The sequence below is a fragment of the Streptomyces sp. CRN 30 genome, from assembly GCF_034105845.1.
This window is the reverse complement of the sequence record NZ_JAVRHI010000448.1, coordinates 46,806-71,816: the sequence shown is the minus strand read 5'-3', so window position 1 is coordinate 71,816 and position 25,011 is coordinate 46,806. Positions and strand designations below refer to the sequence as shown.

24 protein-coding genes are annotated in these 25,011 nt (G+C 68.2%); 9 read left to right on the top strand and 15 right to left on the bottom strand.

Annotation, left to right across the window (positions count from 1 at the left end; all coding sequences use genetic code 11):
• Positions 1–127 precede the first annotated feature (127 nt).
• Positions 128–1,000, top strand: a complete 873-nt coding sequence (locus UW392_RS50850; RefSeq protein ID WP_320782223.1) for a DUF1707 domain-containing protein — start codon at positions 128–130, stop codon at positions 998–1,000.
• Positions 1,001–1,033: 33 nt separating this feature from the next.
• Here UW392_RS50850 and UW392_RS50845 read toward each other — a convergent pair whose 3' ends face one another.
• Positions 1,034–2,485, bottom strand: a complete 1,452-nt coding sequence (locus UW392_RS50845) for an SGNH/GDSL hydrolase family protein (RefSeq protein ID WP_320782222.1) — start codon at positions 2,483–2,485, stop codon at positions 1,034–1,036.
• A 195-nt stretch (positions 2,486–2,680) separates the two neighbouring features.
• Here UW392_RS50845 and UW392_RS50840 point away from each other — a divergent pair, with 195 nt between their 5' ends.
• Together UW392_RS50840 and UW392_RS50835 are read left to right on the top strand one after the other, a co-directional pair.
• On the top strand, positions 2,681–4,057 hold the full coding sequence (locus UW392_RS50840; protein WP_320782221.1) for a DUF445 domain-containing protein: 1,377 nt from the start codon (positions 2,681–2,683) through the stop codon (positions 4,055–4,057).
• Positions 4,058–4,160: 103 nt separating this feature from the next.
• Positions 4,161–5,639 carry an MFS transporter gene (locus UW392_RS50835; RefSeq protein ID WP_320782220.1) on the top strand — a complete coding sequence of 493 codons (1,479 nt, stop codon included), beginning with the start codon at positions 4,161–4,163 and terminating at the stop codon, positions 5,637–5,639.
• Positions 5,640–5,919: 280 nt separating this feature from the next.
• On the opposite strand, the gene UW392_RS50830 is transcribed toward UW392_RS50835, so the two are convergent.
• Positions 5,920–6,222: a hypothetical protein gene (locus UW392_RS50830; RefSeq protein ID WP_320782219.1), complete on the bottom strand. Its 303-nt coding sequence runs from the start codon at positions 6,220–6,222 to the stop codon at positions 5,920–5,922.
• Positions 6,223–6,579: 357 nt separating this feature from the next.
• Here UW392_RS50830 and UW392_RS50825 point away from each other — a divergent pair, with 357 nt between their 5' ends.
• Together UW392_RS50825 and UW392_RS50820 are read left to right on the top strand one after the other, a co-directional pair.
• Complete coding sequence (locus UW392_RS50825; protein ID WP_320782218.1) at positions 6,580–7,467, top strand: alpha/beta fold hydrolase; 888 nt, start codon at positions 6,580–6,582, stop codon at positions 7,465–7,467.
• 122 nt (positions 7,468–7,589) lie between these two features.
• Positions 7,590–8,063 carry a carboxymuconolactone decarboxylase family protein gene (locus tag UW392_RS50820; protein WP_320782217.1) on the top strand — a complete coding sequence of 158 codons (474 nt, stop codon included), beginning with the start codon at positions 7,590–7,592 and terminating at the stop codon, positions 8,061–8,063.
• A gap of 74 nt (positions 8,064–8,137) precedes the next feature.
• Here UW392_RS50820 and UW392_RS50815 read toward each other — a convergent pair whose 3' ends face one another.
• A complete protein-coding gene (locus UW392_RS50815) occupies positions 8,138–9,868 on the bottom strand; it encodes a hypothetical protein (protein WP_320782216.1) in 1,731 nt (576 codons plus the stop codon).
• A gap of 314 nt (positions 9,869–10,182) precedes the next feature.
• On the opposite strand from UW392_RS50815, the gene UW392_RS50810 reads away from it, so the two are divergent.
• Together UW392_RS50810 and UW392_RS50805 are read left to right on the top strand one after the other, a co-directional pair.
• Positions 10,183–11,226 (top strand): beta-propeller fold lactonase family protein, encoded by a 1,044-nt coding sequence (locus UW392_RS50810; protein ID WP_320782215.1) that lies wholly within the window; start codon positions 10,183–10,185, stop codon positions 11,224–11,226.
• 40 nt (positions 11,227–11,266) lie between these two features.
• Positions 11,267–11,710, top strand: a complete 444-nt coding sequence (locus tag UW392_RS50805; RefSeq protein ID WP_320782214.1) for a GNAT family N-acetyltransferase — start codon at positions 11,267–11,269, stop codon at positions 11,708–11,710.
• 11 nt (positions 11,711–11,721) lie between these two features.
• Here the strand turns inward: UW392_RS50805 and UW392_RS50800 are convergent, their stop codons facing one another.
• The 5 genes from UW392_RS50800 to UW392_RS50780 all read right to left on the bottom strand — a co-directional run bounded on the left by UW392_RS50800 (position 11,722) and on the right by UW392_RS50780 (position 14,163).
• Positions 11,722–12,390, bottom strand: coding sequence for an HAD-IA family hydrolase (locus tag UW392_RS50800; RefSeq protein ID WP_320782213.1), 669 nt, complete (start codon positions 12,388–12,390; stop codon positions 11,722–11,724).
• A gap of 56 nt (positions 12,391–12,446) precedes the next feature.
• Positions 12,447–12,731, bottom strand: a complete 285-nt coding sequence (locus tag UW392_RS50795; RefSeq protein ID WP_320782212.1) for a hypothetical protein — start codon at positions 12,729–12,731, stop codon at positions 12,447–12,449.
• Positions 12,728–13,024, bottom strand: a complete 297-nt coding sequence (locus UW392_RS50790) for a DUF6247 family protein (RefSeq protein ID WP_320782211.1) — start codon at positions 13,022–13,024, stop codon at positions 12,728–12,730. The genes UW392_RS50795 and UW392_RS50790 overlap by 4 nt, the downstream gene beginning before the upstream one ends.
• Before the next feature lie 69 nt (positions 13,025–13,093).
• On the bottom strand, positions 13,094–13,318 hold the full coding sequence (locus UW392_RS50785; protein ID WP_320782210.1) for a DUF397 domain-containing protein: 225 nt from the start codon (positions 13,316–13,318) through the stop codon (positions 13,094–13,096).
• Positions 13,315–14,163, bottom strand: a complete 849-nt coding sequence (locus tag UW392_RS50780; RefSeq protein WP_320782209.1) for a helix-turn-helix transcriptional regulator — start codon at positions 14,161–14,163, stop codon at positions 13,315–13,317. The genes UW392_RS50785 and UW392_RS50780 overlap by 4 nt, the downstream gene beginning before the upstream one ends.
• 199 nt (positions 14,164–14,362) lie before the next feature.
• Between UW392_RS50780 and UW392_RS50775 the strand changes: the two genes are divergently transcribed.
• Positions 14,363–15,043, top strand: coding sequence for an ATP-binding protein (locus UW392_RS50775; protein WP_320782208.1), 681 nt, complete (start codon positions 14,363–14,365; stop codon positions 15,041–15,043).
• Between the two features lie 34 nt (positions 15,044–15,077).
• Here the strand turns inward: UW392_RS50775 and UW392_RS50770 are convergent, their stop codons facing one another.
• Complete coding sequence (locus UW392_RS50770) at positions 15,078–15,824, bottom strand: HNH endonuclease (protein ID WP_320782207.1); 747 nt, start codon at positions 15,822–15,824, stop codon at positions 15,078–15,080.
• 160 nt (positions 15,825–15,984) lie between these two features.
• Here UW392_RS50770 and UW392_RS50765 point away from each other — a divergent pair, with 160 nt between their 5' ends.
• Complete coding sequence (locus UW392_RS50765) at positions 15,985–17,214, top strand: DNA (cytosine-5-)-methyltransferase (RefSeq protein ID WP_320782206.1); 1,230 nt, start codon at positions 15,985–15,987, stop codon at positions 17,212–17,214.
• On the opposite strand, the gene UW392_RS50760 is transcribed toward UW392_RS50765, so the two are convergent.
• From UW392_RS50760 to UW392_RS50735, 6 genes are all read right to left on the bottom strand, one after another.
• The gene (locus UW392_RS50760) at positions 17,203–17,700 is read right to left on the bottom strand and encodes a very short patch repair endonuclease (RefSeq protein WP_320782205.1); all 498 of its coding nucleotides are present in this window, start codon (positions 17,698–17,700) and stop codon (positions 17,203–17,205) included. The two genes, UW392_RS50765 and UW392_RS50760, sit on opposite strands and share 12 nt — an antisense overlap.
• 13 nt (positions 17,701–17,713) lie before the next feature.
• Complete coding sequence (locus tag UW392_RS50755) at positions 17,714–18,475, bottom strand: NgoMIV family type II restriction endonuclease (RefSeq protein WP_320782204.1); 762 nt, start codon at positions 18,473–18,475, stop codon at positions 17,714–17,716.
• A gap of 14 nt (positions 18,476–18,489) precedes the next feature.
• Positions 18,490–19,455, bottom strand: coding sequence for a NaeI family type II restriction endonuclease (locus UW392_RS50750; protein ID WP_320782203.1), 966 nt, complete (start codon positions 19,453–19,455; stop codon positions 18,490–18,492).
• Between the two features lie 9 nt (positions 19,456–19,464).
• Entirely contained in the window at positions 19,465–22,401 is a 2,937-nt protein-coding gene (locus UW392_RS50745; RefSeq protein WP_320782321.1) for a Z1 domain-containing protein, read from the bottom strand.
• Between the two features lie 105 nt (positions 22,402–22,506).
• Positions 22,507–24,063 carry an ATP-binding protein gene (locus UW392_RS50740; RefSeq protein WP_320782202.1) on the bottom strand — a complete coding sequence of 519 codons (1,557 nt, stop codon included), beginning with the start codon at positions 24,061–24,063 and terminating at the stop codon, positions 22,507–22,509.
• Between the two features lie 240 nt (positions 24,064–24,303).
• Positions 24,304–24,960: a class I SAM-dependent methyltransferase gene (locus tag UW392_RS50735; RefSeq protein WP_320782201.1), complete on the bottom strand. Its 657-nt coding sequence runs from the start codon at positions 24,958–24,960 to the stop codon at positions 24,304–24,306.
• Positions 24,961–25,011 lie beyond the last annotated feature (51 nt).

Below are 25,011 nucleotides of genomic sequence, written 5' to 3'. Positions count from 1 at the left end.
GGCGGACCGGGTCGCCGGTGCGGCTCTTCGGGCACAGTGCCGGTGAACTGTGCCGTCGGGTGAACTGTGCCGTCGGTGCGGCTCTTTGGGCGTAGTGCCGGTGACGGCGAACTCGTAGGCTGAACGTATGACCGACGACGCACCGGAACTCCGCGCCTCCGACGCCGACCGTGAACGGGTCGCCGAAGTCCTGCGGGACGCCCTCGCGGAGGGGCGGCTGGACATGGCGGAGTTCGAGGAGCGGCTGGACGCCACCTACGCGGCCCGTACCTACGGGGAGCTGGCGCCGATCACCAAGGATCTGCCGGTCGGTGCGCCGGCGTCGGCGCCGAAGGTGTCGATGACCAAGGAGCCGGCGGGACAGGGCGACTGGGCGGGGCGGATCACCGGCGGCGAGGGGTCCTCGACGTGGGCGGTGGCGGTGCTGTCCGGGTTCCAGCGCAAGGGGCGCTGGCGGGTGCCGAGGAAGTTCACGTCCTTCGCGTTCTGGGGCGGCGGCGAGATCGACCTGCGCGAGGCGGACTTCGCCGACCGCGAGACCGTCCTCAACTGCGTGGCGATCATGGGCGGGGTCAACGTGATCGTGCCGCCCGGCATCGAGGTGGTCGTCCGTGGCATCGGGATCATGGGCGGTTTCGACCACAGCCAGGAGGGCGTGCCGGGGGACCCGGGTGCCCCGCGCGTGATCCTGACCGGGTTCGCCTTCTGGGGCGGGGTCGGCGTGGAGCGCAAGCAGACCAGGGCGGAGCGGCAGCGGCTGAAGGAGGAGCGGCGCCAGGAGAAGCTGGACCGCAAGCAGGCCATGAAGGACCTGCACGCCTCCTACCGGGACGACCTCCAGGACGCCCACCGCAGGATGCTGGAGGGCCACAAGGACCTGCTCCGCGGCGCCCTGGACGACGGCCGCGACCGCCGCGACCGGCACCCTGAGGACCGCCACGACCGGCACGGTGAGGACCGCCGCGACCGTCACGACCGGCGCGATCACCGCGAGGGCTGAGCGCCTGAGCGCCGTCCGCCTCGGTGCGCCGGCTCAGAGCTGGGCGGGGGCCGCGCCCTTGAGGTCGTCCAGGTCGAAGGCGGCGGCCATCCGCGCGTACCCGCGGTCGCTGGGGTGCAGATGGTCCCCGCAGTCGTAGTCGGCGCGCAGTCGGCGCGGGTCGTACGGGTCGCGCAGCGCCTTGTCGAAGTCGGCGACCGCGTCGAAGACCCGCCCGGCGCGGATCTCGGCGTTGATCTCCTGCCGTACGGCCTCGCGCGAGTCGCTGTAGCCGCGGTGGCCGCCGAACGGCATCAGCGTCGCGCCGGTCACCCGCACTCCCCGGGCGTGGGCCTGGTCGACGAGGGAGCGCAGGCCGGCGAGGACGGAACCGGCGTCGACGGTGCCGGGGGTGCGCAGGATGTCGTTGACGCCGAGGTCGACGACGACGGCCCTGACGTTGGTCCGGCCGAGGACGTCCCGGGGGAACCGGGTGAGCCCGCTGGGGTTGTCGGCGGGGCTGCCGGTGCCGTCGGTGAGGACGCGGTTGCCGCTGATGCCCTGGTTGACGACGCTGTAGCGCGGCACGTCCCGGCCGTCCGCCACCGCCGTGCGCAGCCGCGTGCCGAGGACGTCGGTCCAGCGGCGGTTGGTGTCCGCCGTGGAGGTCGCGCCGTCGGTGATGGAGTCGCCGAGCACCACGACGGTGCCCTCGGCCTCGTTGCTGAGCAGGTCCAGGGCGCTCAGGTAGCGCCAGTACGGCGTCTCGGTCCAGGCGCCGCCGGCGGTGCCCCCGGCGAGGCGGCCGGTGGTGTCCTCGGTGAGGTCGCCGGGGGCGAGGTAGCTGGTCTGCCGGGCGTGCGGGTGGTAGGTGACTGGTCCGGAGGCGGTCGGGGAGTACGTGGTGACGAGGACGTCGGAGCCGTAGGGCACGGTGAGGCGTACGGCGTCGCTGATGATCTGCGCGCCGGCCGGGACGACGACGCGCGTGTTGCCGGAGAAGGTGAGCCGGCGCATGGTGCCGGCGGCCGCCGCGGCGGTGCCCGTGCCGTCGGACAGGGCGATCGTGGCGTGGCTGACCGTCAGCGGGGTGGCGCCGTAGAGATTGGACAGCGTGATGCGGGCACTCGTACCTCCGACGCCCGCGTGGACGACGTTGCGCACCGAGCGGCCGGCCAGGCCGGCGGCCCGGGTGCCCGGCTCCGCGGCGGCGGGGGAGGCGGACCAGGCGCCGACCCACGTGCCGGTGGAGGCGGGTGCGGCGGCGCCCGGCGGGGCGTGGCCGCCGCCGCGCGCCGCGCGGTCGACGGTTCCGTCGTCGGCGGCCACGCCGACGTATATGGCGGTGGACAGGGCCAGGACCGCCGCCACGACGGCGGCGAGCAGGGCGCGCTGCCGAGGGGCGCGCGCTGGACCAGGGACGCGTTCGGGCCCGGGGGCGTGCTCGGGCCCAGGGGCGCGCTCGGTGGGGGGTGCCCCCGTACCCCCGTCATGACCGTGGGTCATGTGGTGCTGTTCTCCTCGGGAGAGGGGAGCGTCGATGCTCCGGTCCGACCATCCCATGATGCGTCATGGGCGTGGGGGAGCGAGCGGGACTCCGCGGTACCACCCCTTTCGGACAGACGCCGGGAACTTGTGTTCCGTTCCAGGAGTCGGTCAGGAAGGGACAATGTGTGAGGGATCACCGGACGGGTGGAGCAGATGGAACGGACGAACACGGAGCTTCCGGGTGGCACGGGTGAGGCAGGGGGCGGAATCGGCGCCGGCGCGGGTCAGGAACAGGCTGCCCGTCCCGGCCCCGCCGTGAACCGCGCGATGAACGCCTTCAGCCCGGCGGACGAGGAGAAGCGGCGCGGCGTGCGCCGCATGAAGCTCACCGCCACCGGCCTGCTGCTCTTCGTCGCCGTGGTCTACGTCCTCGCCGAGTGGGCCGCCCACCGCGGCGCCGACGCCTGGGCGGGCTACGTCTCCGCCGCCGCCGAGGCCGGCATGGTCGGCGCGCTGGCCGACTGGTTCGCGGTCACCGCCCTCTTCCGCCACCCGCTCGGCCTGCCCATCCCGCACACCGCGATCATCCCCAAGAAGAAGGACCAGCTCGGCGTCTCCCTGGGCGAGTTCGTCGGCGAGAACTTCCTCTCCGAGGACGTCGTACGGCAGCGGCTGCGCGCCGTCGGCATCGGCTCCCGGCTCGGCGCCTGGCTCGCCGTCCCCGAGCACGCCGACCGCGTCACCGCCGAGCTGTCCGCCGCGCTGCGCGGCGCCCTGACCGTGCTGCGCGACTCCGACGTCCAGGCGGTCGTCGGCGAGGCCATCACCCGCCGCGCCGACGCCCAGGAGATCGCCCCGGGCGTCGGCAAGATGCTGGAGAAGGTCGTCGCCGACGGCGGTCACCGCAGGGCCGTCGACCTGATCGTCACCCGCGCCCACGACTGGCTCGTCCTGCACGGCGACTCCGTGATGGACGCGGTGCAGGGCGGGGCGCCCGGCTGGACGCCCCGGTTCGTCGACAAGCGGGTCGGCGAGCGCGTCTACAAGGAACTGCTGCGCTTCGTCACCGAGATGCGGGACATGCCGGCGCACCCCGCGCGCGGCGCCCTCGACCGCTTCCTCTCCGACTTCGCCTCCGACCTGCAGTCCGACACCGAGACCCGGGCCCGGGTGGAGCGGCTGAAGTCGGAGGTGCTGGGCCGCGGCGAGGTCCAGGACCTCATCGCCTCCGCCTGGACGGCCGTACGGTCCATGATCGTCTCGGCGGCCGAGGACGAGCGCAGCGAACTGCGCCTGCGGGTCCGCGCCTCGCTGCTGTCGCTGGGCGCGCGGATGGCCTCCGACACCAGGGTCCAGGGCAAGGTCGACCGCTGGGTGGAGGGCGCCGCGGTCTACGTCGTCACCACCTACCGGCGCGAGATCACCTCGCTGATCACCGACACGGTGGCGGGCTGGGACGCCGAGCACACGACGAAGAAGATCGAGGCGAACATCGGCCGGGACCTGCAGTTCATCCGGATCAACGGCACGGTCGTCGGCTCGCTCGCCGGGCTGCTGATCTACACGGTCTCCCGCATGCTGGGGGCATAGCCTCCGGCTCCTCCTCCGTCGGGCGTGTTCCCCCCGGTCCAGGGCACAAGGGAGGCGTTCGCCGGGCGCCCGCCCGACGGGAACCTCGTCGGAGAGGCAGCCCATGACAGCAGACTCGTCGCCGGCCCCGGTGCCCGCCTCCACCGGAACCGTCACCACGGCCGTCCCCGCCCGACTGGACCGGCTGCCCTGGTCCCGCTGGCACTGGATGATCGTGATCGGCCTGGGCACCGTCTGGATCCTGGACGGCCTGGAAGTCACGATCGTCGGCAACGTCGCCGGGCGCATCGCCGAGGACGGCAGCGGCCTGGACATCAGCGCCGCGCAGATCACCGGCCTCGCCGCCGCGCTTTATGTGGCGGGTGCCTGCGCCGGTGCGCTCTTCTTCGGCTGGCTGACCGACCGCTACGGCCGCAAGAGGCTGTTCATGGCGACCCTGGTCGTCTACCTCGCGGCGACGGCACTCACCGCCCTGTCCTTCGAGTCCTGGTGGTTCTTCCTCTTCCGGTTCCTCACCGGCTTCGGCATCGGCGGCGAGTACGCGGCCATCAACTCCGCGATCGACGAGCTGATCCCGTCCAAGTACCGCGGCCGGGTCGACCTCATCATCAACGGCAGCTACTGGCTCGGCGCGATCGGCGGCTCCCTGCTGTCCATCGTCATGCTGAACACCGACATCTTCCCCAAGGAACTCGGCTGGCGGCTCAGCTTCGCCCTCGGTGTCGTCCTCGGCCTGGTCATCCTGCTCGTCCGCCGGCACGTCCCGGAGAGCCCCCGCTGGCAGTTCATCCACGGCTACGGCGACGAGGCGGACCGGCTGGTCGACTCCGTCGAACGGGAGATCGAGGAGGAGAAGGGCCGGGCGCTGCCGCCGCCCGCCGGTGAGATCACCATCCACCAGCGCAAGAGCATCGGCTTCGGCCTGATCGCGAAGACCGTCTTCGGCAAGTACCCGCGCCGCGCGGTCCTCGGCCTCTCCCTCTTCATCGGCCAGGCGTTCCTCTACAACGCGATCACCTTCGGCTTCGGCACGATCCTGATCACGTTCTTCGACGTGCCGACCGGCCACACCGGCTACTACTTCGCCGTCATCGCCGCCGGCAACTTCCTCGGCCCGCTGCTGCTGGGCAGGCTCTTCGACACGGTGGGCCGCCGGATCATGATCTCGTCGACCTACCTTCTCTCGGGCGTGCTGCTCTTCGGCACGGCGTGGCTGTTCGACCGGGGCTCGCTGACCGCGACGACGATGACGGCGTGCTGGTGCGTCGTCCTGTTCTTCGCCTCCGCGGGCGCGTCCAGCGCGTACCTGACCGTCTCCGAGGTGTTCCCCATGGAGACCCGCGCGATGGCCATCGCCTTCTTCTACGCCCTCGGCACGGCGGCCGGCGGCATCAGCGGCCCGCTGCTCTTCGCCGACCTCACGGAGTCCGGCGTCGTCGGCGACACGGTCCTCGCCTTCCAGATCGGCGCGGGCCTGATGTGCGCGGCGGGCATCGTGGCGGCGTTCCTCGCGGTACGGGCGGAACAGCGCTCCCTGGAGGACATCGCGGAACCACTGTCATCACAGAAGGAAACCCCGTAGCGCCCGACCCGACAGCGCCCGGTAGGGGCGCGGGGAACTGCGCGACAAGCCACGACGAAACCCGCACGCACCCGGCATGCGCACCACCCCGCGCCGCTACGACAGCGCCCTACGCGACGGAGCGCGCCGACCCGGCAGCGCCCCGTAGGGGCGCGGGGAACTGCGCGACAAGCCACAACGAAACCCGCACGCACCCCACCGGACGCACCCCGCCCACCGAACGCACGGCCCACAGGCCCCCGGCATGCGCACCACCCCGCCCCCGGCATGCACGGCCCCCTCAGCCCCGGCGGTCCGCCACCGCCCACGACGCCAGCGCCACCGCGCCCGCGACACCGAAGACCGACGGCCACGCGCCGACCTTCTTGGCCAGCGGATGGGACCCGGCGAACGCCGCGACGTACGCGGCGGTGAGCGCCCCCGCCGCCTTCCCGCCGGCCCGCTGCCGCCACTGCGTCGCCGCCGCGGCCCCGGCGACGGCGAGCACCGCGCCGCCCAGCTGGCGCTTCTTGGTCCAGCGGGCCACCCCGTACCCGCCGACGAGACCTGCCGCGGCCACCGCCGCGCTCGGAACCCGGGCCATCACTGCCTCCTGCTGCTCTCGAACGGGCCGGTCCGCGATCGCCCGGCGGGACTCCCGCCACCGACCGACCGGCCTGATGCGACCGAGGCTAATCCCGGCCCAGCACGGCCGGACCACCGGGGGCGACCACCCCCGCCCGCGCCACACCGCACCGCCCGCACAGTCCTCCGACGCCTCCCGCCACCCGTACGAAACCCGTACGAGACCCGTACAGACCCGTACAAGACCCGTACGGACCCCCGCGCTGCCTTTCGGCCGCCGGTTCACCCGAACGGGTCCATGACGGCGTGTGCGGAACGTCCCCGCGTCGTTGCACCTCCGGGCGAGCCCGCGACCGTACGACGACGAGGAGACCGCATGTCCCCGCAGGAACCCGGCAGCGCGACGGAGACAGGGGACACGCACACCCCCCGGACCGCGACGGTGGACGGCGCCCGCGTGGCCTACTGGCAAGCGGGCCCGCCCGACGCCGAACCCGTCCTCCTCCTGCACGGTTACCCGGCCAACCACCACTCCTGGCGCCACCAGATCACACCGCTGGCCCGCACCCACCGCGTCATCGCCCCCGACCTCCTCGGCTGGGGCGCCTCCGACCACCCCCCGCGCCTGCGCTTCGACTACGTCACCGAGGTCGCCCGCGTGGGCCGCCTCCTCGATGCCCTGGGCATCGACTCCGTCAACCTCTTCGGACACGACTACGGCGGCTTCCTCGCCCTCGGTTTCGCCGAGGCCCACCCCGCGCGCGTGCGGCGCCTCGCGATCCTCAACAGCCGTGCCCAGTCGTCCTTCGTCACGCGCTGGTACCTCGTCTTCACCGCCCTGACGGTCACCGGACGGATTCCCGTACTGCGCGCCCTGGCCCGCTCCTTCCCCTTCGCCGCCCTCCACCGCCACTTCCTGATGCCGCTGGTCCGCGCGGGCCACCTCGACGCCGCGACCCTCGCCACGTACGTCGACTGGATGGACACCCCCGAGGGCCGCCGCAGGCTGCTGCACTTCTTCGCGGACTACCGCCCCGCGCCCCGCCCCGAGATCCGCCGCCACCTCGGCCTCGTGGAGTGTCCGACCGCGGTCGTCTGGGGCCGCCGGGACACCTACCTCCACCCCGAGATCGCCACCGAGTTGGCCGCCCGCGTCCCGCACGCCGAGCTGACGATGCTGGACGACGCGGGCCACTGGCTGCTGGACGAGCGCCCGGCCGAGTCGACGGCGGCCCTGCTCCGCCTCCTCGACCGCCAGGTGTGACGCGGCCCACACCCCGTACGTCCGCCGCGCTGTCACACACCGCCCGCCCCCTCCGTCATGGCGGTGTACGCGCCGGCACCCGCCGGTACGTACCGGCACCCGACGACCCGGAGGAAACCGCGATGGAAGCCCGACTCGACCTGTTCGGCAACGCCGTGACCAGGAAGCTCTTCGGACACATCAACACGGCGGGCAAGGTCCTCACGGACTCGGCCCTGCCGGCCGCCACCCAGGAACTGGTGAAGATCCGCGCCAGCCAGATCAACGGCTGCGGCTTCTGCGCCGACATGCACACCAAGGAGGCCACGGCGGCCGGCGAGACCCAGCTCCGCCTCAACCTGATCGCCACCTGGCGCGAGGCCACCGTCTTCACCGACGCCGAACGCGCCGCCCTGGAACTGGCCGAGCAGGGCACCCGTATCGCCGACGCGGCGGGCGGTGTCACCGACGAGGCGTGGGCGGCCGCCGCCAAGCACTACGACGAGGACCAACTCGCCGCGCTGGTCTCCCTGATCGCCGTCATCAACCTCTACAACCGCTTCAACGTGATCGTCCGCCAGCCGGCCGGCTCCTACGAGCCGGGCATGTTCGGCTGACGGACGGTCACACGACGCGGAGCGGCCGGCCTCCCGGCCTCCCGGCCTCCCGGACTCCCGGACTCCAGGGCGGATCACCCGGAGGCCAGCTGCTCCGTGATCTCCTTGATCCAGTCGGCCTTGCGGTCCGGGTCGACGAGGGTCGCCGCCCACGCCGTCGGGTCCAGCTTGTGCTGTTCCGGGCCCGCCTTGAGCGCGACGAGCAGCTCCCGTGCGGAGACCTGGACCTCCGGCGTCGTGCCGGCGCCGGAGGCCAGGTTGTAGATTCTGTGCGCCATCAGCTGGCGCTCGCCCCTCGACACCTTCTTCCAGACCTTCAGGGAGTGCTTCAGCGACTCTCCGACGCTCTTGGGCGCCACGTCTTCCTCGCCCTCCGGCGTGTAACGCTCGGGGTGGTGGGCCTCCTGGAAGCGCTTGTAGCCCGCGCGGGCCCCCTTGTACCCGGCGCCGACGGCGATCAGTCCGGCGCCGACCGCGGCGGTGATCCAGCCGGCCGGGTTGCTTCCCAGCGCGCCCGCCGCGGTGACCGCCACGACGATGCCGCCCGCGGCCTTGGCGGGCTCGCCCACCGCGTTCAGCACCTCCTTGCCGCCCCTGAAGAGCTGCTTCTTCTTCGCGTAGCCCTGCACCGTGCCCAGCATCTCGACGTCCTGCTCGGCGCGCTGGTGGGTGGCTCGGGCGCGCGCGGCAGCGGCGTACGCCGCGTCGAGGCGGTCGGTGACCGCGAGGGCGGTCTGGTACCACAGGCCGGGGCGGCGGCCCCGGTTGGCCTCCACGACGGCTTGCAGTTCCGCGTGCCGTTCGTCGACCTGCTGCCACGCGGCGTCCGCCTCGCCCGCCAGCCGGGTGAGCATCTCGCCGTGGGTGGCGCCGGCCTCCCCGAGGGACTTGATCCTGTGGTGCTTGCGGGCCGCCGACCCGACCCGCATCGCGGCGCGGGCGCCCTTCCACAGACCGGTGACGGCACCGAAGATGCCGCTCACCTCGGCGGCGGTCACGGTGTCCGCCGCCCCCGCGAGCTTGACCCCGTCCTTGGCGACGGAGGCGCCGTAGCCGCCCGTACTGGCGACACCGACGGCCGTGTCGCCGCCCTTGACCTTGACCTTCTTCCGCGCCGTGTGGTGCCCGGCCCCGCTCGTCTTCTTCCGGGACGCCCGCAGGTTCCTGAGCGTGTCCAGGCCGTTGACCACGGCGCCGGTGAGCTCCGTCAAGAGGTTCCAGGACGCGCCGGAGGTGCCCGAGATGGCGGCGTCGTGCTTCAGGGCGGTGTCCCCCGAGGCGGTGGCCGCCTGCCCGAGGCCGGCGCTGGTGGGAGCCTGGGCGCCCTTGGACATGTTGTCGACCGGGTCGAGGTCCTTCTTGATCCGGTCCAGCAGTTCGGTGGCCCGCTTGAGAAGCTCGTCCGTAGCCCTGGAGTCGGTGACCGCCCGGATCTCCTCTTCTTCCTCTCCGTCCCGGACGGACCCTTCGTCCCGTACGGACTCGTCTTCCCGTACGGACTCGCCCCCCTGGGCCGTCTCGAAGGACTGCGTGGAGCCCGACCAGGCGGTGTGGAAGGAATCCGGAGTACCGGGCCGGGACGTCTCCTCCCGCTCCTCGGGGATGGTCGCCAGGGCCGTACCCCGGACGCGCTGCACCGCCACGGTCGCGGCCCGGTTGCCCGCACTGGCCTGCATCTGGAGGAGGGCGCGCTCCGTCGAGGTGGCGGACGAACTCCCGTCCAGCCCCTGCTCCCGACGCTGCCGCGCCACGGTCGTCACGACCGATGACTGCCGTTCCGGAGCGTGATGGACCGGAGTACTCATGGACGTACCTCTCCTGTGCCGGACCGGGCGTGGCCGCGAAGGTAGCCAGGCGCGGCTAACGGGAGGGGTGCGGCGGGCGAACTCTTCCCCCACACCACGAGAAGCGGTTGTGACACCGGAGGCCGGTGGGGCGTGATGGGGCGTGATGGGGCGTGACGGGGCGCACTGTGCCCCGTACCGTGCGAAAAGAAGACTTCTGCGGGCATTCGAGCAAAGTGCCAGTCTCTGGACGTTTGTCCAGACATGTACGCGTACGGTTTCCCCACCGCCCGCCTCACCGCCCGCCCCGCCGCCCCATGCCCTTGGAGTAACCCGTGCCCGTACCGCCCCGCCGGTGCTCCCCGCACCCCCACCGAAGACGTGCCCTCACCGGACTGGCCGCGACGGCCGCGGCCCTGGTCTGCGCCGCGGCCACCGGCCCGGCGCCGTCCGCCTCGGACGACCCGCCGCCCCCGGCCGGCGGCCGCGACTACCCGACACGGCTCATCGCGTACGTGGCGAACAGCGGCTCGGACGACGCCTCCTCCTACGACGTCCCGCTGGAACGCCCCATCACCACCACCCAGGTCGGCGACGGCCCCACCGGCGTGGGCGCGGCCCCCGACGGCACCCACGTCTACGTGGCCAACGGCCTCTCCGACACCGTCTCCTTCATCGAGACCACCGGCCACACGGTCGTGGCGACCGTGCCGGTCGGCGACTACCCCTTCGCCGCGATGCCCAGCCGCGACGGAGCCCGCGTCCTGACCGCCGACTGGGGCGGCGACACGGTGACGGTCATCGACGCGGAGAGCCGTACGGTCGTCGCGACGACGCCGGTCGGCGCGCTGCCGCACAGCATCACCACCATCCCCGACGGCCGCGCCTTCGTGACGAACAGCGGCGCCGGCGAGGTCACGGTCCTGGCCCCCGACAACACCGTGGCCGCCACGGTCCCCGTCGGCTCGTTCCCCAGCGGCATCACCAGCACGGCCGGCGGCGACACGGTCTACGTCGCCAACACCGGCGACGGCACGATCTCCGTCATCGACACGGCGACCGTGGAGGTGACGGCGACCTGGCCGGTCGGCGAGGCCCCCCTCGGCCTGGCGGTGAGCCCCGACGGCGACCGCCTCTACGCCGCCGACTCCGCCACCGACGAACTCCTCGTCATCGACACCGCGACCGGTGAAGTCCTCGCCCGCGTCCCCGTCGGCCACACCCCGCAGGGCGTGGCGGTGAGCCCCGGCGGCGGCCGCGTCTGGGTCACCAACGAGGCCTCCGACACGGTCTCGGTCATCGACGCGGCGACGACGACGGTCCGCACGACACTGCCGACGGGCCGCCAGCCGGAGGGGATCGCGATCACGCCGCGGTGAACGGGTTGACCGCCGGGCGGCGCCGGGTTCTCCTACTGCGATGTCTCGACTTCACATTCGGCGGCCGACCGACGCCGGCGCGCTCGCGGACTGGCGACACGTCCACAACGAGATCATCCCGACCCACCTCCTGTCCGCGGAGGACGTACGGGACCGCGCGGGCCGCCACCACCTGTCGGTGGCCTACGCCGATGACGTCCTGGTGGGCAGCAGCACGGTGCGCCCACCGACGGACGGCACGGACACGGCCACGGTGATCGCCCGGGTTCTCCCGGCCCACCGTGGCCGCGGCTACGGCGAGGAGCTGTACGTCCACGGCCTGGCCCGCGCCCGCGAACTGGGCGCGGAGACCATAGAAACGGTCGTACTGTCCACGAACCTGACCGGCCTGCGCTTCGCCGAGCGACACGGGTTCGTCGAGACGGAGCGTTACGTGCTGCCGGGGGAGACGGTCCCCTGGATCGACCTGCGGCTCACCCGGTGACGACGGACCACTCAGGGCGCGGCGTCCCCGCGAGGCCCGGCCGCGAAGGCCAGGATGTGCGGGACCGCCTCGCGCAGGCTGACGAAGTGCCGGTGAACACCTGCCACCGCGGTCGCGGCGTTCACTCCCCAGACCGTCATCCCGGCGCGCAGCCCGGACCGTACGCCGGCCGGGGCATCCTCGACGACCAGGCAGTCTTCCGGCCCGACGCCCAGTTTCTCGGCGGCTCGCAGATACGGAACGGGCGAGGGCTTGCCCTCCGCGACCGCGGCCGCGTCCACGATCACGTCCGGCACCGGCAGCCCCGTCCGCAGGAACCGACCGCGCACCCGATGCTCGTAGTTCGACGTCACCAGCGCCCAGCGCTCAGCGGGCAGGCCCCGCAGCAGCTCGGCCGCGCCGTCGAAGGCCGAGTAGACGCCGGATCGTACGTCCTCGTCCTCCAGCTCGTGCAGCGCGGCCAGACACTCGTCAGGATCCCGGCCCGCGGCGACCCGAGCGAACGTCTCCGACGGCCTCGTCCGCAGAGCCACCCGGTAGACCTCGTCCGCGTCCAGCCCGTACCGCTCCGCCCAGATTCCCCAGACCCGCCGCTGGTTGCTCACCGCGTCGATCAAGGTGCCGTCGACGTCGAACAGGACGTGCTTCATGCGGCCAGGCCGCGCGGCTTCGGCAGTCATCCGCGGATGATGTCAGACACACTGCTCCGCCGACTCGCCCGTTCCCGTGGATCTGCCTACCCGGGTACGCCGTCGTCCGGCGTCGCGGAGATGATCGCCACCGTTGGGGGCGGGGGCGCCGGGGTGTACACGTAGGCCATCGCCAGGCCCGGCACATCGCCTCTGGGCTCGATCCGTGTCTTCCGTACCTCTATGCCGTCCGGACGCGGCGGGCCGAGCAGCACACCCAGCCTCGGAACCAGCTCCAGCTCCTGCCGCAGCATCTCCAGCGCTTGCTCCGCGCCGAGTTCCTTCACCCGTTGGGCGGCCCGTTCCGTGACGGCCGCGATGACGCCGCTCACGTGCCGCGAGCCTCCTGCTTGAGCCGGGCCGCTAGGTCGATGCCCTCTTGGACGGCGATGTCGAAGTCAGGGTCTTGGTACAGCCGAATCCTGCCCCGGTAATCGACGATCACGTCGGCGACCGCCTTCAGGTCCGTCTCCGAGGACGCCTCCAACGCACGCTGCAGGTCGGCCTCGAAGGACTCACGGTCCCCCGGAAACCCGTGCCCGGAGCGCAGAGCGGCTCTTATGTCGCCGAGAGTCTTGAGAGGCAAGGGTCCGGGGGTGACCGACTCGGCGTGCTGGGCGCTCATGATCATCTACTCCTTGGTCCTTCCATGCCCTACGTGCAGTGTCCTACAGCTCCCTGTCCCTTGCAGGGCTCACGCGATCTCCGCATCGGGGCTCTGCCGCACCGCGTGCACGAAGGAGCGCCACGCCGATGCTCCTACACGCGCGACGAGTGCATCACCGACCTTCGTGTCACGCAGAAGCACGCGATCACCGGCGCGAGCGCACTCCACGCATTCGCCTCCCGCGCCGTTGCTGTAAGACGACCTGATCCATGAATCCGGCGACTCGGCACCGACGAGGCACGTGTTGCTCATTGTGCGTACTCCTTGACTACCTTCTTGACGAACTCGACGGTCCGTCGAGGACTCAGGGCCGCCGCCCTCAGTTGATCAAAGGCGTGTGTGTACTCGCGGACATGCGGCTCACCCTCCAGGTACATCGCGTCGGTGATGCCGTCCCGGTACACGACATCGAGATCCTCGGGGTCCGGGAAGCCGAGTATGGTGAACGGGCCGACGGCCGGACTCGTGCCGGCGTCGAAGGTGAGCACTTGCAGCGTCACGCCGGGATGCTCCACGACGTCCAGAAGGTACTCCAGCTGGGCCCGCATCAACGGCCGGTCTCCCACGACTCGTCGCAGGGCTGCCTCGCTGAGGACGAACCAGCAGTCCGGGCCGCCTGCTCTGGTGAGCATGGTCTGGCGTTCCAGTCGCACGCGTACGGCACGTTCGATGTCCTCGGGCGACATGTACTTGCCGCACGTGTGCAGTTCGCGCGCGTAGGCCTCGGTCTGCATGAGGCCGGGCACCAGCTCGCACTGATGCTGCCGCACTGTCGAGGCGTCCTGTTCGAGTCCGATGTAGATGGAGAACCACTCGGGCACACCGGAACCGTGAACCTGCCACCACCCACGCGTCTTGGCCTGTCGAGCCAGCGTCTTGAGGAACTCCCTCAACTCGTCGCTGGTCTCGTAGAACCGACACAACGCGTCGATGTCGGAGGGTTGAACCCGTCCGCTGCCGGTCTCCATGCGGTTGACCTTGGACCCGCTCCAGTCCAGGGCGGCCCCGACCTGGGCGCAGGTCGAGCCGTTCGTCTCCCGGAGCTTCTTCAGCTCGATGGAGAGACGACGGCGGCGTGCCGTCGGTGATCCCGCCACTGCAACTCCCTCGCGCGATAAGGCCTCCAGTCTCCTTGGCGGACCCGGCGTCCACCAGTCACCCGATAGTGGGATTCTCTCCGTGCACATTGCAGATCGGGATTCGCGGACGCCATTCTGGCGGCGGAGAAGGACGACCGACGCGGGCTCCTCGCCGGAGCCGGTCGTCGGTGCGGACCCGTGAGCGACGGAGGTCGCAGTGATTCCAGAGACGTGCATGGTGCGGACCCCGTGGGTCCGGAAGTTCGTCGCCTCGGAGGAGGAGGTGTCGGGGCTGCGACGCGGGGTGCGGGCGCGCCTCGACGAGTGGGGGCTTCCGAAGCACGCGGACGACGTCCAGCTCTGCGTCAGCGAACTGGTGGCCAATGTCATCGGCCACGTGGGCACCGGCACACCGACGACGCTGGCGCTGCTCATGAACGGCGCGTACCTGCGCATCGAGGTCCACGACCCCGACCCCCGGGCGCTGCCGACCCTCGTCGCGGCGGACACCGAGTCGGAGGGTGGCCGCGGCATGGCCCTCGTATCCGCGCTCACCGACCGCTGGGGCGTCCACCTCCACGCCGACCGGAAAGTCACGTGGTGCGAGATCGCGACGGTGCCCGATGCGGTGACGGAGTACGTCCCGTGGCCGGCGTCGGCGCCGGGGACGGAGACGGGGCGGACCAGGGCGGAGACAGTCATCGACCTCTACGACCCGACGCCCGTGCCCGGCCGCCTCCGCAGCGGAAGACTGGGAGCCGCCCAGGCGGAGGAGGCGGCGATCTCGGTCATCACCGACCTCCTCCACTGGCTAGGGGCCCGCGGGCGGGACGCGGACGACGTGCTGGACCGGGCGCAGATGCGGTACGAGGCGCGTCTGCCCAGCGTCTCGTCGTGACGCAGGCCAGCGAGTGCTGCCTGATCTCGGCGGCTTACTGCAGGCCCGCAGCGGAAACGCGCATCAGCTCTCGCAGGGCCTCAGGAGTGCGCCAGGATTCACCAGGAGCGTTCCGGTGGCACATCCGGTGACAGTTGGCGCAGAGGCACGCAAGATCCTCCAGCCGGGTCTCTCTGCTGCCCGACACGTGAAGGGGCGTGACGTGGTGAATCTCAATGTAGTCCTGGCCCAGGCTGCCGTAGACGCGGAAGAAGTCGAAGCCGCACACTTCGCAGCTCAGCGGGCGTCCACCTCGCTGGACTCGCTTGATCTTCAGCGCGCGAAGCTTCGGGTCGCGCTCACGGACGAGTGCGCGGCGTACCAGCAGACGACCTTCGACAGCCGTACTTCCCGTGTCATCGACTTCGTCAGGCTGTCGGGGAATGAGCTGCAGTTCCCCAGAACCGATGCCTTCCTCGATAGCCCGCGCGGCTTGCAGCATCTCAGCCTCCCGCTGGGTGAACGCCTCGATCATGAGCAAGGTGGGCTTACCGCACCTCGTGGCCTTACCGGCGTACGACACGTGGTTCGTCGCGAAGTCCGATGTCTTCCGGCTAACGCTGTCCGGCGACCGGAACCCTGGCAGGGCCAGGGCATCCGGCTCATGGAGCGGCAGCGACCGAAGCAGTTCCGACAGCTCATGGACCGCCCGGTCGTGGGTGCGGAGCTCTCGCCAGCCGTTCTTCACGACCAGGGCTCCGGCCAGCACAAGTTCGTCCTCAGTCCACGCAGGGATCCGCATAGGCAATATCGTATGGGTGTTCGGTGCGTCAGAGGGTGCGGTCAGTGAACCGCGGGGCGTGTTGCACACTGGTGAGGTCTCGTTGTCAGTGGGGTCTGTCACCCTCAGTGATGGTGGATTGCGCAATGTGTCTGCCGCTGTACGGCTGTAAGGAGGGGGCATGACCCGCACAAGTGAGTCGACGGAAACCGGTGCCCGCAGGGAGCCCACGTTCACGTCAATTGAAATCTGCGCTGGCGCAGGTGGTCAGGCTATCGGGCTGCATCAGGCAGGTTTCGGCCACCTGGCCTTGGTAGAGATCGACCAGCACGCGGCTGAAACGCTCAGACTCAACATTGAGGGCCATGAGGTATGGGCCTGGGAGAGGGAGCGCTGCGATGTCCTGGAAGGTGACGTCAAGGATTTCGACCCGTTCCGGGACATGAAAAAGGGTGCGGAGCTCCTCAGATCGAGTGAGTTGGATCTTCTGGCGGGCGGAGTCCCCTGCCCTCCGTTCTCGCATGCCGGCAAGCAACTGGGCAAAGCTGACGAGCGAGACCTCTTCCCTCGCATGCTGGAGCTGGTTGACACTTTGAGGCCCCGGGCCGTGATGATCGAGAACGTACGGGGAATCATGGACCCGAAGTTCTCGGACTACCGAGACTGGATCAAGGCCAGACTGGAGGGGGGCACCTACCGCGCAGATGATGGACAGGTTCTGCGTGAAGAGGGCCTCGGGTACACCGTCTGCCGGTGGGACGTGCTGGACGCCAGCGATTTCGGTGTGCCGCAGCTGCGGCCCCGGGCCATCTTGGTCGCCTTCAGGGACGACGTGCTCGCGGACCTCAAGTACGAGTGGCCCACGCCCACGCACGAAGAGCCCGTCAGTGTCGCCGAACGCCTCGAAGCGTCTATGAAGGAACGCTACGAGCGCTACTTCGAGGGACCGCATGCAGAGCGGGCGCGCAGGAGTTATGAGCGCTGGATCACCAAGGCGCGCGAGCGGGATGCTGAGCTGAAAGGCAAGGGCGGCGGTATCGCGCCCACCTTGGTCGGTGGTTCCAAGAAGCATGGTGGCGCAGACCTCGGGCCCAGCCGCGCCAAGGCCGCCTGGAAGCAGCTCGGTATCTCGGGCATGGGTGTAGCCAATGACATCGAGGCATGCGCCGTGAAGAAGTCGGAGGACCGTGACCTCTTCGGTGCAGACGGGCCCATGCTCACAGTCCGGCAAGCCGCCATAATTCAGGGTTTTCCACCAGAATGGGACTTTGCAGGCCAGAAGACGGCGCAGTACCGGCAGGTTGGCAACGCATTCCCGCCGCCAGTGGCCGCAGCAGTAGGCAAGTCCATCATCGACGTCCTCAGGGCGGCCCGTGAGCGTGATCAGGAGAGCGGCAGGTCAGTTTCCTGACGTGCTCACTCCTGGGTGCCGTCGGCGCACCTCGACCTCCGCAGTGATTCGCTCCGCACAATCCTCTGATGGCTCGTGTTCCCAGAACCGGAGCACCGTCCAGCCTGCCTCTCTGAGGCGCTGGTCGGTGTCCCGGTCGCGGGCCATGTTGCGGGCTACCTTGCCGGACCAGTACCCGGCGTTTGTCTTCGGCGGTACATAGTGCTCTGGGCAACCGTGCCAGTAACAGCCGTCGATGAAAACGGCCACCTTCACCGGCCGGAACACCATGTCAGCGGTCCGGCGAAGGTCTGGCAGAGGCTTCGCAGCGACTCTGTAGCGCAAACCTCGCGCATGTACAAGCCTGCGGATGAGTCGCTCCGGTTTGGTGTCCCGGCTCCGGATCGCTTGCATGTTCCGGCGGCGTGCCGCGGATGATGCCCATGATCCCTCTGGCGGCGACCAGTCGCTGCTGTTCTCGGGCGGGGGGTCAGAGGGCGTACTCATAGGAGCCTGACTCTCACCAAGTAATCAGAGTAGGAACGAGATCTTCGTACGGACGCAGACGTCCTTGCGAGATGCACTCTCCCAGGTCTCGCCGTTGTTGAGTGCTGCCTACGGCATCCACAGCCTCCTGCAATGCATGGAAGGCTACGTGGTAAACGGCGTCCACTTCTCCGGTACCCCTGGCGATCGCAGCGATCCTGGAGGGGACCGGCTCGGCGGTCACCGTTACCAAGTGAGGCAGCCGCCCGCGGCGGTGCCGGATCATCTGGAGGAACTCGTGCCGGACGTTTTGTACCCGGTCCGAACGGATCGTCCACTTACATGAAACTGCGGCATGAAGGAACGGGTGACCCACAGAAAAACTGTCTGCTGACTGCTCGACGCCGATTGTCACATCAGGGTCGATCAGGTAGTCAACGCCTAGATCGGCACTGAGAACAGGATATTCCTCCACGATCTCTTTCACTTTTCCCAGGTGGGCATACTGGAGGAACCCGGAGATCTTCTGATGGCGCTCGACGTGCCACAGGCGAGAAGGGTCGGCTAGGTTAAGTGACTCTGACAAATTGTCTTTCACCTTCCTTTCCAACTCTGGTCCCATATTATCTGGGGCGCCTTCGATAATCTGGTTGTGGGGAACTCCGAGCTTTTCGAGAATTATGCGTGCTAGTTCCGTCGATACGCGGCTGTCGCTGTCGGCGCTGTTGGGTACGAACTTCTCGGAGTTCTTGAGCTTTCGCCAGCCCAGAACCTGGGTTGCAAAGGATGCGCTCATGAGTGCTGTCTTCGCTAACGTTTATGTGAGGGTAGTGACGGTGCCTCATCGGGATCGTCTTCGGCAGTGGCTTTGACCCAGGCCTGTCCGTCGAGCACCGCGCACGGAGCATCGCCATGCCGATGCTGCCGCCTGGCGACGCGCTGGCTGATGAACTCGCCTTCACGAGGCGGTTGAAGCCGGAGTTGCCGCGCGACATCACGGTGACTGTCGTAGTCACCCATGATCAGAATGCCTTCCGGCTTCAGCGCTGACCTGGAGCCACCGTTTCCGCGCACCCTCTTCATGTAGTCCTTCTGCTGGGCTACGGTCCTCACGACGTTCCGGGCTATGGGGCGGCCCTGTACGCGGCGGAACAGTTCGTTCAGGCGCTGCTGGCCCGATGTCAAGGCGAAGACCGCATCCCGGTCCTGCGGGCTCATATGCAGCAGTACGTTCTCGGGAAGTGGCGCGTTACGCCAAATCCAGCGCACCTTATCTTCCCGGTATGCGGCCTTCAAGGTCAGCTTGGCATCACGGTTGGTGCCCCTATTCAGCCAGTCGCTCCGCACGCGAAAGAGGCCAGCGCTCCAGCAGCTGGAATAGTCGTCAGCCCAGACGAGAAGGCATAGATGTCCCATGGATTCCGGGGGGATCATCCATCCGCCAAATTTTTGGGAGTACTTGCAATCCACCTCGATGCCGTCGATGCGGTAGTCCATCACTGCGCCGTCGTCAAAAATGAACTCGCGTTGCAGGTTGATTTCAACCAGTGTGCCGGCGTGAGTGCGTTCGGTCTTATAGAGGGTCTTCCAGTCATAGCGCCCTGTCACTTCACCATTGAGTAACTGATCAATAGTGTTCCGAAGCACCGCAGCGAACCGCTCCCCTGCGGGATCCATACGGATCAGCGCCGCGTGTACCCGGTGCAGCTCGGTGTCGTTCTCCAGTTCCGCAGAAACTGTGATGTTCTGTGCAGCGCGGATGTCAAAAGGCAGCATTACGTCCCCCTATGATGCAGCGACTGGGATAGTAGCGTCATCCCCGTGCCGGGAGTCACGTGCGCGGAACCGGACCAGGCGGCGGTCTGCGTCGACAGCCGACACCGGGGGAATGAGAGTAAAGGCCAGCACCACCTTCGACGGGTCGGCCCCGCCGCCACGTACAGCGTTCAGGACGTCGACGCGGTTGTCACCCTCGATCACTGGGTACAGCAGTGCGACACCCGTTGACCTTCCGATCTCGCTGTCTGCCTTGCGAGAGCCGTTCTCAGGTGCGGCGGCTACATTGATCAGCCGTTGTGCAGCCGCTCGGTGCTCAACACTGGCGATGCGTCCGAATGATGTCTTCCCTGTCTGCCTGGTCCGTCGGACGAGGGACAGGGGGACGGAGCCGGCGACGCTGGCCTGGATCCGTTGGTTCGATGTGAGGCGCGGTGATACTAGGAGCCAGTCATTGACTGTGGCAAGGGTCCCGTCAAGCTGACGCAGGTACATCAGGTGGGGATCGAAGTGGCCAGGGCGCTCCCACTCCAACTGCGCCAGTACGGCTACGAGGTCCTGGTGCGAGATTCTGCCCGTCAGTGCTTCAAAGCTGCGGGCAAGTGAGCTCGACTCGTCCGGGGGGTTGGAGAAGACGGTGGAGTCCGCTCCCAGCCTGGCCAGTACGGGTCGCCAGCGCTCGGTGTTCCGCGTCAACGCCGCACCGCTGAGGGGGTACGACGCAGGTTCGATCGGGCGGCCTGGCGACCTTATCTCCACGAGCTCGGCGTTGAACATCTTGTTGCGCGCCGACGGCCTCACCCACGGCAGGTGCTGTGCCACCAGTGGGGGTACTTGCATCGGTGTCACTTGGGGCTCGCCGTCGACCATGACGGCGTACTGGGCCAACTGTTCGCGGAATGTCTCCTCATCCCGGCAGATCGCCTCGAAGGCTTCGTAGAGATCAGCCGTTCTGTCCCGCCCGAACGGCTCCTCGCGTCCAATGTAGAGGCGTACGAGGTCCTGGTACCCCGGCCGGAAACCGAACCACCGGCCCATCTGCATCAGCGTGTCCGCCTGCTGCGTGGTGCGTCGGTAGTAGGTGACCGTCAAGCCCTCCACGGTGAAGCCGCGAGAGAGCTTTGTTCCGCCCACCAGGATCTTCCAGACGTGTGGCGTCCGGTCAAAGTCCAGGTCAAGCTGATCGAAGTAGCGGTCGGTGTCCCCGTTGACGACGATGACGGGCTGTCCTCCGGAACCGATCAGCTGCCGGGCACGGTTCACGTACGGACGAAGTTGTGCGTAGGAGTCGGGCGCTGGCAGTTCTGCCGCACGCGCATGTGCCACCGGAGCGAAATCTGCGGCCCACAGCTCAGCAAGCCGGTTATGCCCGGCTGTTGAGTTGTACCCCGCTTCATGCCACATCGAGTTGATGCGCAAGGCGAGATCCGCGTGATCGTCCTTTCGTACGGATGCATGAGCCAGCATTGTGTGGTGGCGGAAGGGCCCGTCGGGTACACCGTGATCCGCCCGGAACAGTTTCAGCGCACCGGACAGCACAAACGCGTCCATCGCTTCTTGCAGGCGGTCGCCGGTCGAATCGTAGATTCCGCGAACGTGAGCCTTCTCCTGGGAGTTGGCGTGCGTACGCTCATGCGCTGGCACGGAGGAGTTCAAGTCGTGGAACTCCTGGACCCCCATGTAGCCGGTTGGGCGAGGAAGGGAGATCAAGAAATCGCTGGGGAAGATGTCCTCTGCATCTCCGGGGTCGACAAACACGTTGGCGAAGGGAGTCGCCGTGTATCCGACGTACTGGGCCCGCGGCAGGAGGCTCAGGAGTTGTGAGATCAGTCCGTTGATGGCGGTGCGCTCCACGCTGCCGCGATCCCATTTCTTGGGGTCCGTTGTATTGACTGAAGCCTGGTCCGACTCGTCGTCGATAATGAGAGCTGGGAGTTCACCCAGGATGCCGTGGATCTGCTTCAGGTCCTTGACGAGCTTCGTCAGTACAGATTTGTTCTTCTTGACGACGAGTACTCTGGCCGCAGCATGGTGGAGGTTCGCCGGATCGCACAGTGGGCGGGTCGGGTCGCGCTTCTCGAACTCCAGGGCCCTGATGCCTTGGGCCAGACTTTTGTAGTCGTTGTCGCGAGTAGTCAGACGCTCAATGTCGAAGGCTCCGAGCACTGACGGCCGGCCGCCGTGCCGTACGAACCGCGGCCAGTCATCATCGTCGCCCACGTAGTCCACCCCCACGAGCGAGTCGATGTCCGACGGATCAGCTCCCCGGAGGATGTTTTCCTGGCCAATCAGTTCCATGTCCAGGCGGCGCTGCGTCTGGGCGCGCAGCAGGTTGAGGGTGCCGCCAAGGACGATGACCAGTCGGTAGCCAGCATCGAGCGCCTTCGCTGCGACGCCTGTGAAGTTGGCTGTCTTGCCGGATTGCACGTAACCGACGACCAAGCCCTTCGCCTGTCGGGCGGTCGGCTGCTCAGGGTCGTTCAAACGCTCGACGACGGCGCGGCTGGCTTCGTCAAGGCTGGCGACCGCTGCGTCTGACCAGCCCTTGTCGCGCAGCTTCTGTTCATAGGACTCCCAATAGTAGGAGCGCGCGGCCGCGCGCTCCCGTGTGTACCAGGGCGTGAAGTCACGGGTGATCACTGTGGCGCCAGGTACCTTGGCCACGGGCACTGCAACGTCCAGGGCTTTGCACAGGTCGCTGCCAAAGCGGAGGCGTCCATAGATGACGGTACGCCGTTCGTCCGTCCTGGCCTGAGTATGAGCGGACCACTGCGATTCCTCGGCGAAGTCCCACGCGGTGAGGTGCCGACTCCAAAGGGAGACGAGTGCTTCGTGTCCGCTCGCAAGAAGTTCACGGAAATACTCTTCACTTAGGTCAGCATCGGGATGGTACTCATCTGCCGCTAGTGCAGCCCAACGCTCGAAGTGGCGGGGCATATGAGCCATGCCGGCTAGTGCAGAGGAATGCACTTCCAGAAGCACTTCAGTTTGGTTGCTGGTCACGAAAAGTCCTCAGTCATTGAGCTTCGATGATGAGAGGGGAGTGATGCGTCAGGAGGCGGCTCGATCGCGCCTCTCGCGATGGGCTTGTGCGGCCGCAAGAAGAATGGTGTTCCAGTAATCCACGCGGTCCTGACGCGTCCGTTCCCACCGGCCTAGACCGAAGCAGTCCTCTAGCAACAGGTAGAGCAGTGTCTTCGTCACTGGGGCATCGTTGGCGCCGCCACGCCGCCCGTCATTGAAATCGTCCCGGAAGTCGCGATTGAGCAAGATGGAGTTGTTGTCCCGGTCCAGTTCGAAGAAGCGATCACCGGGCAGAGAAGCCCAGTTGAGGGCGATCGGTTCTTCGCCTGGCTTCTCAGGAAGCTCCTCTTTGATGACACGCTTGATTTTCGGATCCAGTCCCTTGCCTGGAGGGGTGACCTGCCGACGGACGATCTCTGTGCGCTTGGAGCCGTCTCTGTAGGCGCTCTCTGCGTCGCTGAGGTACGTGTGGAAGTCGCTGGCTCCGCAAGAGTCCACTGCCTTCTCGACACCTAGCGTGAAAGCCGGGGTGACGGTGATGTGTTCCTTCTTCACATCGAGACTGAAGACACCGTTCTCGTGGGATGGCAGGTCGACGGCGACGCGGGCGAGAGCCAAGTGGGCTTCTGGGTTGCGCAAGCCGTTCCATCCGCCAGCTTGGACGAGGCGGTCATTGCGGTAGAAGTAGAAGCCCTGTCGCTCGGCCAGGGCGCCGATCTGCCGAAATCCGGCCTGTTTCGACTTCGCAGGCCAGATGTGAGCGCTCAGGGTGACGTCCCCGGCCCCTTCAACAGGGGCAACGAACTGGCGCGGGTATTCCGCCCTCCCCGGCACCTTGTAGCCGAACGGGTCCAGTGGCTCCACGGCGATGTGGTCCACCTCCTCACCGAGCACGCCCTCCCCGGCGCTGACGTCCCAGACGGCAATGTCAATCTTGAGCCCGCGCTGCAGGAATCGGTGCAGATAGAGGCCAAGGTGAGTTTCCAGACGAGCGATCGCTTTGGACAAGTACTGGTCACTCTGACCGCGAGCCACTGTCTCGAAGGCGCGGACCTGGTCCCAGCGGATGACTGAGCCGTGCCACTCGATGATTCCGTCGTAGCGGTCCACCAGATCCTGAGCGTAAAGGGGATCTACGGTGTCGCAGCGGAATCCGTCTTCTATGCCCTCTGCTGTGAGGCGGCGCCCCGCTGCACGGCTGCGCTTCGTGCGGCTGACGACCGTCAGTGAAGAGGCGTGGGACAGTGATGCGGCTTTGAGGCCCGTCCCGTACATGCCGAGCGCCGTATCCCCGTAGTCCCTGCGCCGACCCACAGTCATGGCGGCATCGAGCCGGGCGTCGTCCATACCATGGCCGTTGTCGATGACCAGCAGAGTCAGGATGCGGTCAGCGTCGCGCAGGAAGTGCACAACAACCGTGTCAGCCTGGGCGTCGATCGAGTTGTCGATGAGGTCGGCAACGGCCACCTCGAAGCCATAGCCCTGATTCGTCAGTGCCTTCCCGTACCCGGCGTCTGGGGGCAGGTGGGCGCTGCCAGTCGTGGGGACGTCGTACTGCCAGACGGAACCGGGCTGGTAGGGCATGGTTTCCTCGCGTGCACACAGGTCAGGGCAGGCCGTTGCTGGGCGCCCCATCAGAACAGTCAATAAGTGTGACGGTACTGCAAAGGTGGGACATAGTGGCGCCTGTTATCTGAGGTGAACAGATAAGTCCTCTATGTCTGCAGGAGGCGGGTCCTCGGAAGGGTCAGAAGCAGTCTGCACCTGACTCGATGACGTGCGATCAAAGACCGCGCGGTGTCTGAACTGTCGCCTGCCGATTGATCACGAAGCTACCGCCCGCACCACCAACGTCCCGATGTGCCCAGCTTGAGGCGCCTCGATCACCCGCGCCTCGGCCTCCGCGAAGCCCGCCCGGGTGAGCAGCCGCTCCCACACCGCCGGCCGGTAGCTGTAGCGATACGTGAACATCGCCTTGCCCGCGAAGCCGCCTTTGTACATGCCCTGTGGCCCGTACGCGCCCGGGATGGCGGGCGGTTGCGAGAAGACGAAGGTGCCGCCGGGAGTGAGTCGTTGGCGGACGAGGGGGAAGAGGCGGCCGGGATTGGTGAACCAGGCCGCGCCGAAGATTGAGTAGACGGCGTTGTACGTCTCCGAGTGGTCGGTCAAGTAGTCGAGGACCTCGGCGCGCGCGATCTCCGCGCCGGTGTCGGCCCACCTGGCCGTGGCCTTCTCGACCATCAGCGGTGACAGGTCGACGCCCCGGGCGGTGATGCCCCGCTGCGCGAGATGGGCCAGGGCGCGGCCAGTACCGCAGCCGATCTCCAGGACGGAGCGTGGGTCACCGAGCAGTTCTGGGCCGGGGCCGTGACCGGCGTACTGGGTCCAGCAGAAGCCGGGCTCCGCGTCGTCCTTGAAGGCGGAAGCGGCGTAGGCGTCCCACAGTTCCGTCTCGGCGGCGATGTCGTGCTGTGCGGGCAAGGTACGTCCTTCATGCAGGAGCCGGCCCCCGTCCTTCGGGCATCGAGGACA

What these genes read in the sequence shown, in the direction of transcription:
- UW392_RS50850 (WP_320782223.1), top strand. Translation starts at nt 128, where the DNA reads ATGACCGACGACGCACCGGAACTCCGCGCCTCCGACGCCGACCGTGAA.
- UW392_RS50805 (WP_320782214.1), top strand. Translation starts at nt 11,267, where the DNA reads ATGTCTCGACTTCACATTCGGCGGCCGACCGACGCCGGCGCGCTCGCG.
- UW392_RS50820 (WP_320782217.1), top strand. Translation starts at nt 7,590, where the DNA reads ATGGAAGCCCGACTCGACCTGTTCGGCAACGCCGTGACCAGGAAGCTC.
- UW392_RS50760 (WP_320782205.1), bottom strand. Translation starts at nt 17,700, where the DNA reads ATGAGTACGCCCTCTGACCCCCCGCCCGAGAACAGCAGCGACTGGTCG.
- UW392_RS50840 (WP_320782221.1), top strand. Translation starts at nt 2,681, where the DNA reads ATGGAACGGACGAACACGGAGCTTCCGGGTGGCACGGGTGAGGCAGGG.
- UW392_RS50835 (WP_320782220.1), top strand. Translation starts at nt 4,161, where the DNA reads ATGACAGCAGACTCGTCGCCGGCCCCGGTGCCCGCCTCCACCGGAACC.
- UW392_RS50745 (WP_320782321.1), bottom strand. Translation starts at nt 22,401, where the DNA reads ATGGCTCATATGCCCCGCCACTTCGAGCGTTGGGCTGCACTAGCGGCA.
- UW392_RS50825 (WP_320782218.1), top strand. Translation starts at nt 6,580, where the DNA reads ATGTCCCCGCAGGAACCCGGCAGCGCGACGGAGACAGGGGACACGCAC.
- UW392_RS50750 (WP_320782203.1), bottom strand. Translation starts at nt 19,455, where the DNA reads ATGCTGCCTTTTGACATCCGCGCTGCACAGAACATCACAGTTTCTGCG.
- UW392_RS50785 (WP_320782210.1), bottom strand. Translation starts at nt 13,318, where the DNA reads ATGAGCAACACGTGCCTCGTCGGTGCCGAGTCGCCGGATTCATGGATC.
- UW392_RS50740 (WP_320782202.1), bottom strand. Translation starts at nt 24,063, where the DNA reads ATGCCCTACCAGCCCGGTTCCGTCTGGCAGTACGACGTCCCCACGACT.
- UW392_RS50845 (WP_320782222.1), bottom strand. Translation starts at nt 2,485, where the DNA reads ATGACCCACGGTCATGACGGGGGTACGGGGGCACCCCCCACCGAGCGC.
- UW392_RS50770 (WP_320782207.1), bottom strand. Translation starts at nt 15,824, where the DNA reads ATGCGGATCCCTGCGTGGACTGAGGACGAACTTGTGCTGGCCGGAGCC.
- UW392_RS50755 (WP_320782204.1), bottom strand. Translation starts at nt 18,475, where the DNA reads ATGAGCGCATCCTTTGCAACCCAGGTTCTGGGCTGGCGAAAGCTCAAG.
- UW392_RS50830 (WP_320782219.1), bottom strand. Translation starts at nt 6,222, where the DNA reads ATGGCCCGGGTTCCGAGCGCGGCGGTGGCCGCGGCAGGTCTCGTCGGC.
- UW392_RS50765 (WP_320782206.1), top strand. Translation starts at nt 15,985, where the DNA reads ATGACCCGCACAAGTGAGTCGACGGAAACCGGTGCCCGCAGGGAGCCC.
- UW392_RS50790 (WP_320782211.1), bottom strand. Translation starts at nt 13,024, where the DNA reads ATGAGCGCCCAGCACGCCGAGTCGGTCACCCCCGGACCCTTGCCTCTC.
- UW392_RS50800 (WP_320782213.1), bottom strand. Translation starts at nt 12,390, where the DNA reads ATGACTGCCGAAGCCGCGCGGCCTGGCCGCATGAAGCACGTCCTGTTC.
- UW392_RS50815 (WP_320782216.1), bottom strand. Translation starts at nt 9,868, where the DNA reads ATGAGTACTCCGGTCCATCACGCTCCGGAACGGCAGTCATCGGTCGTG.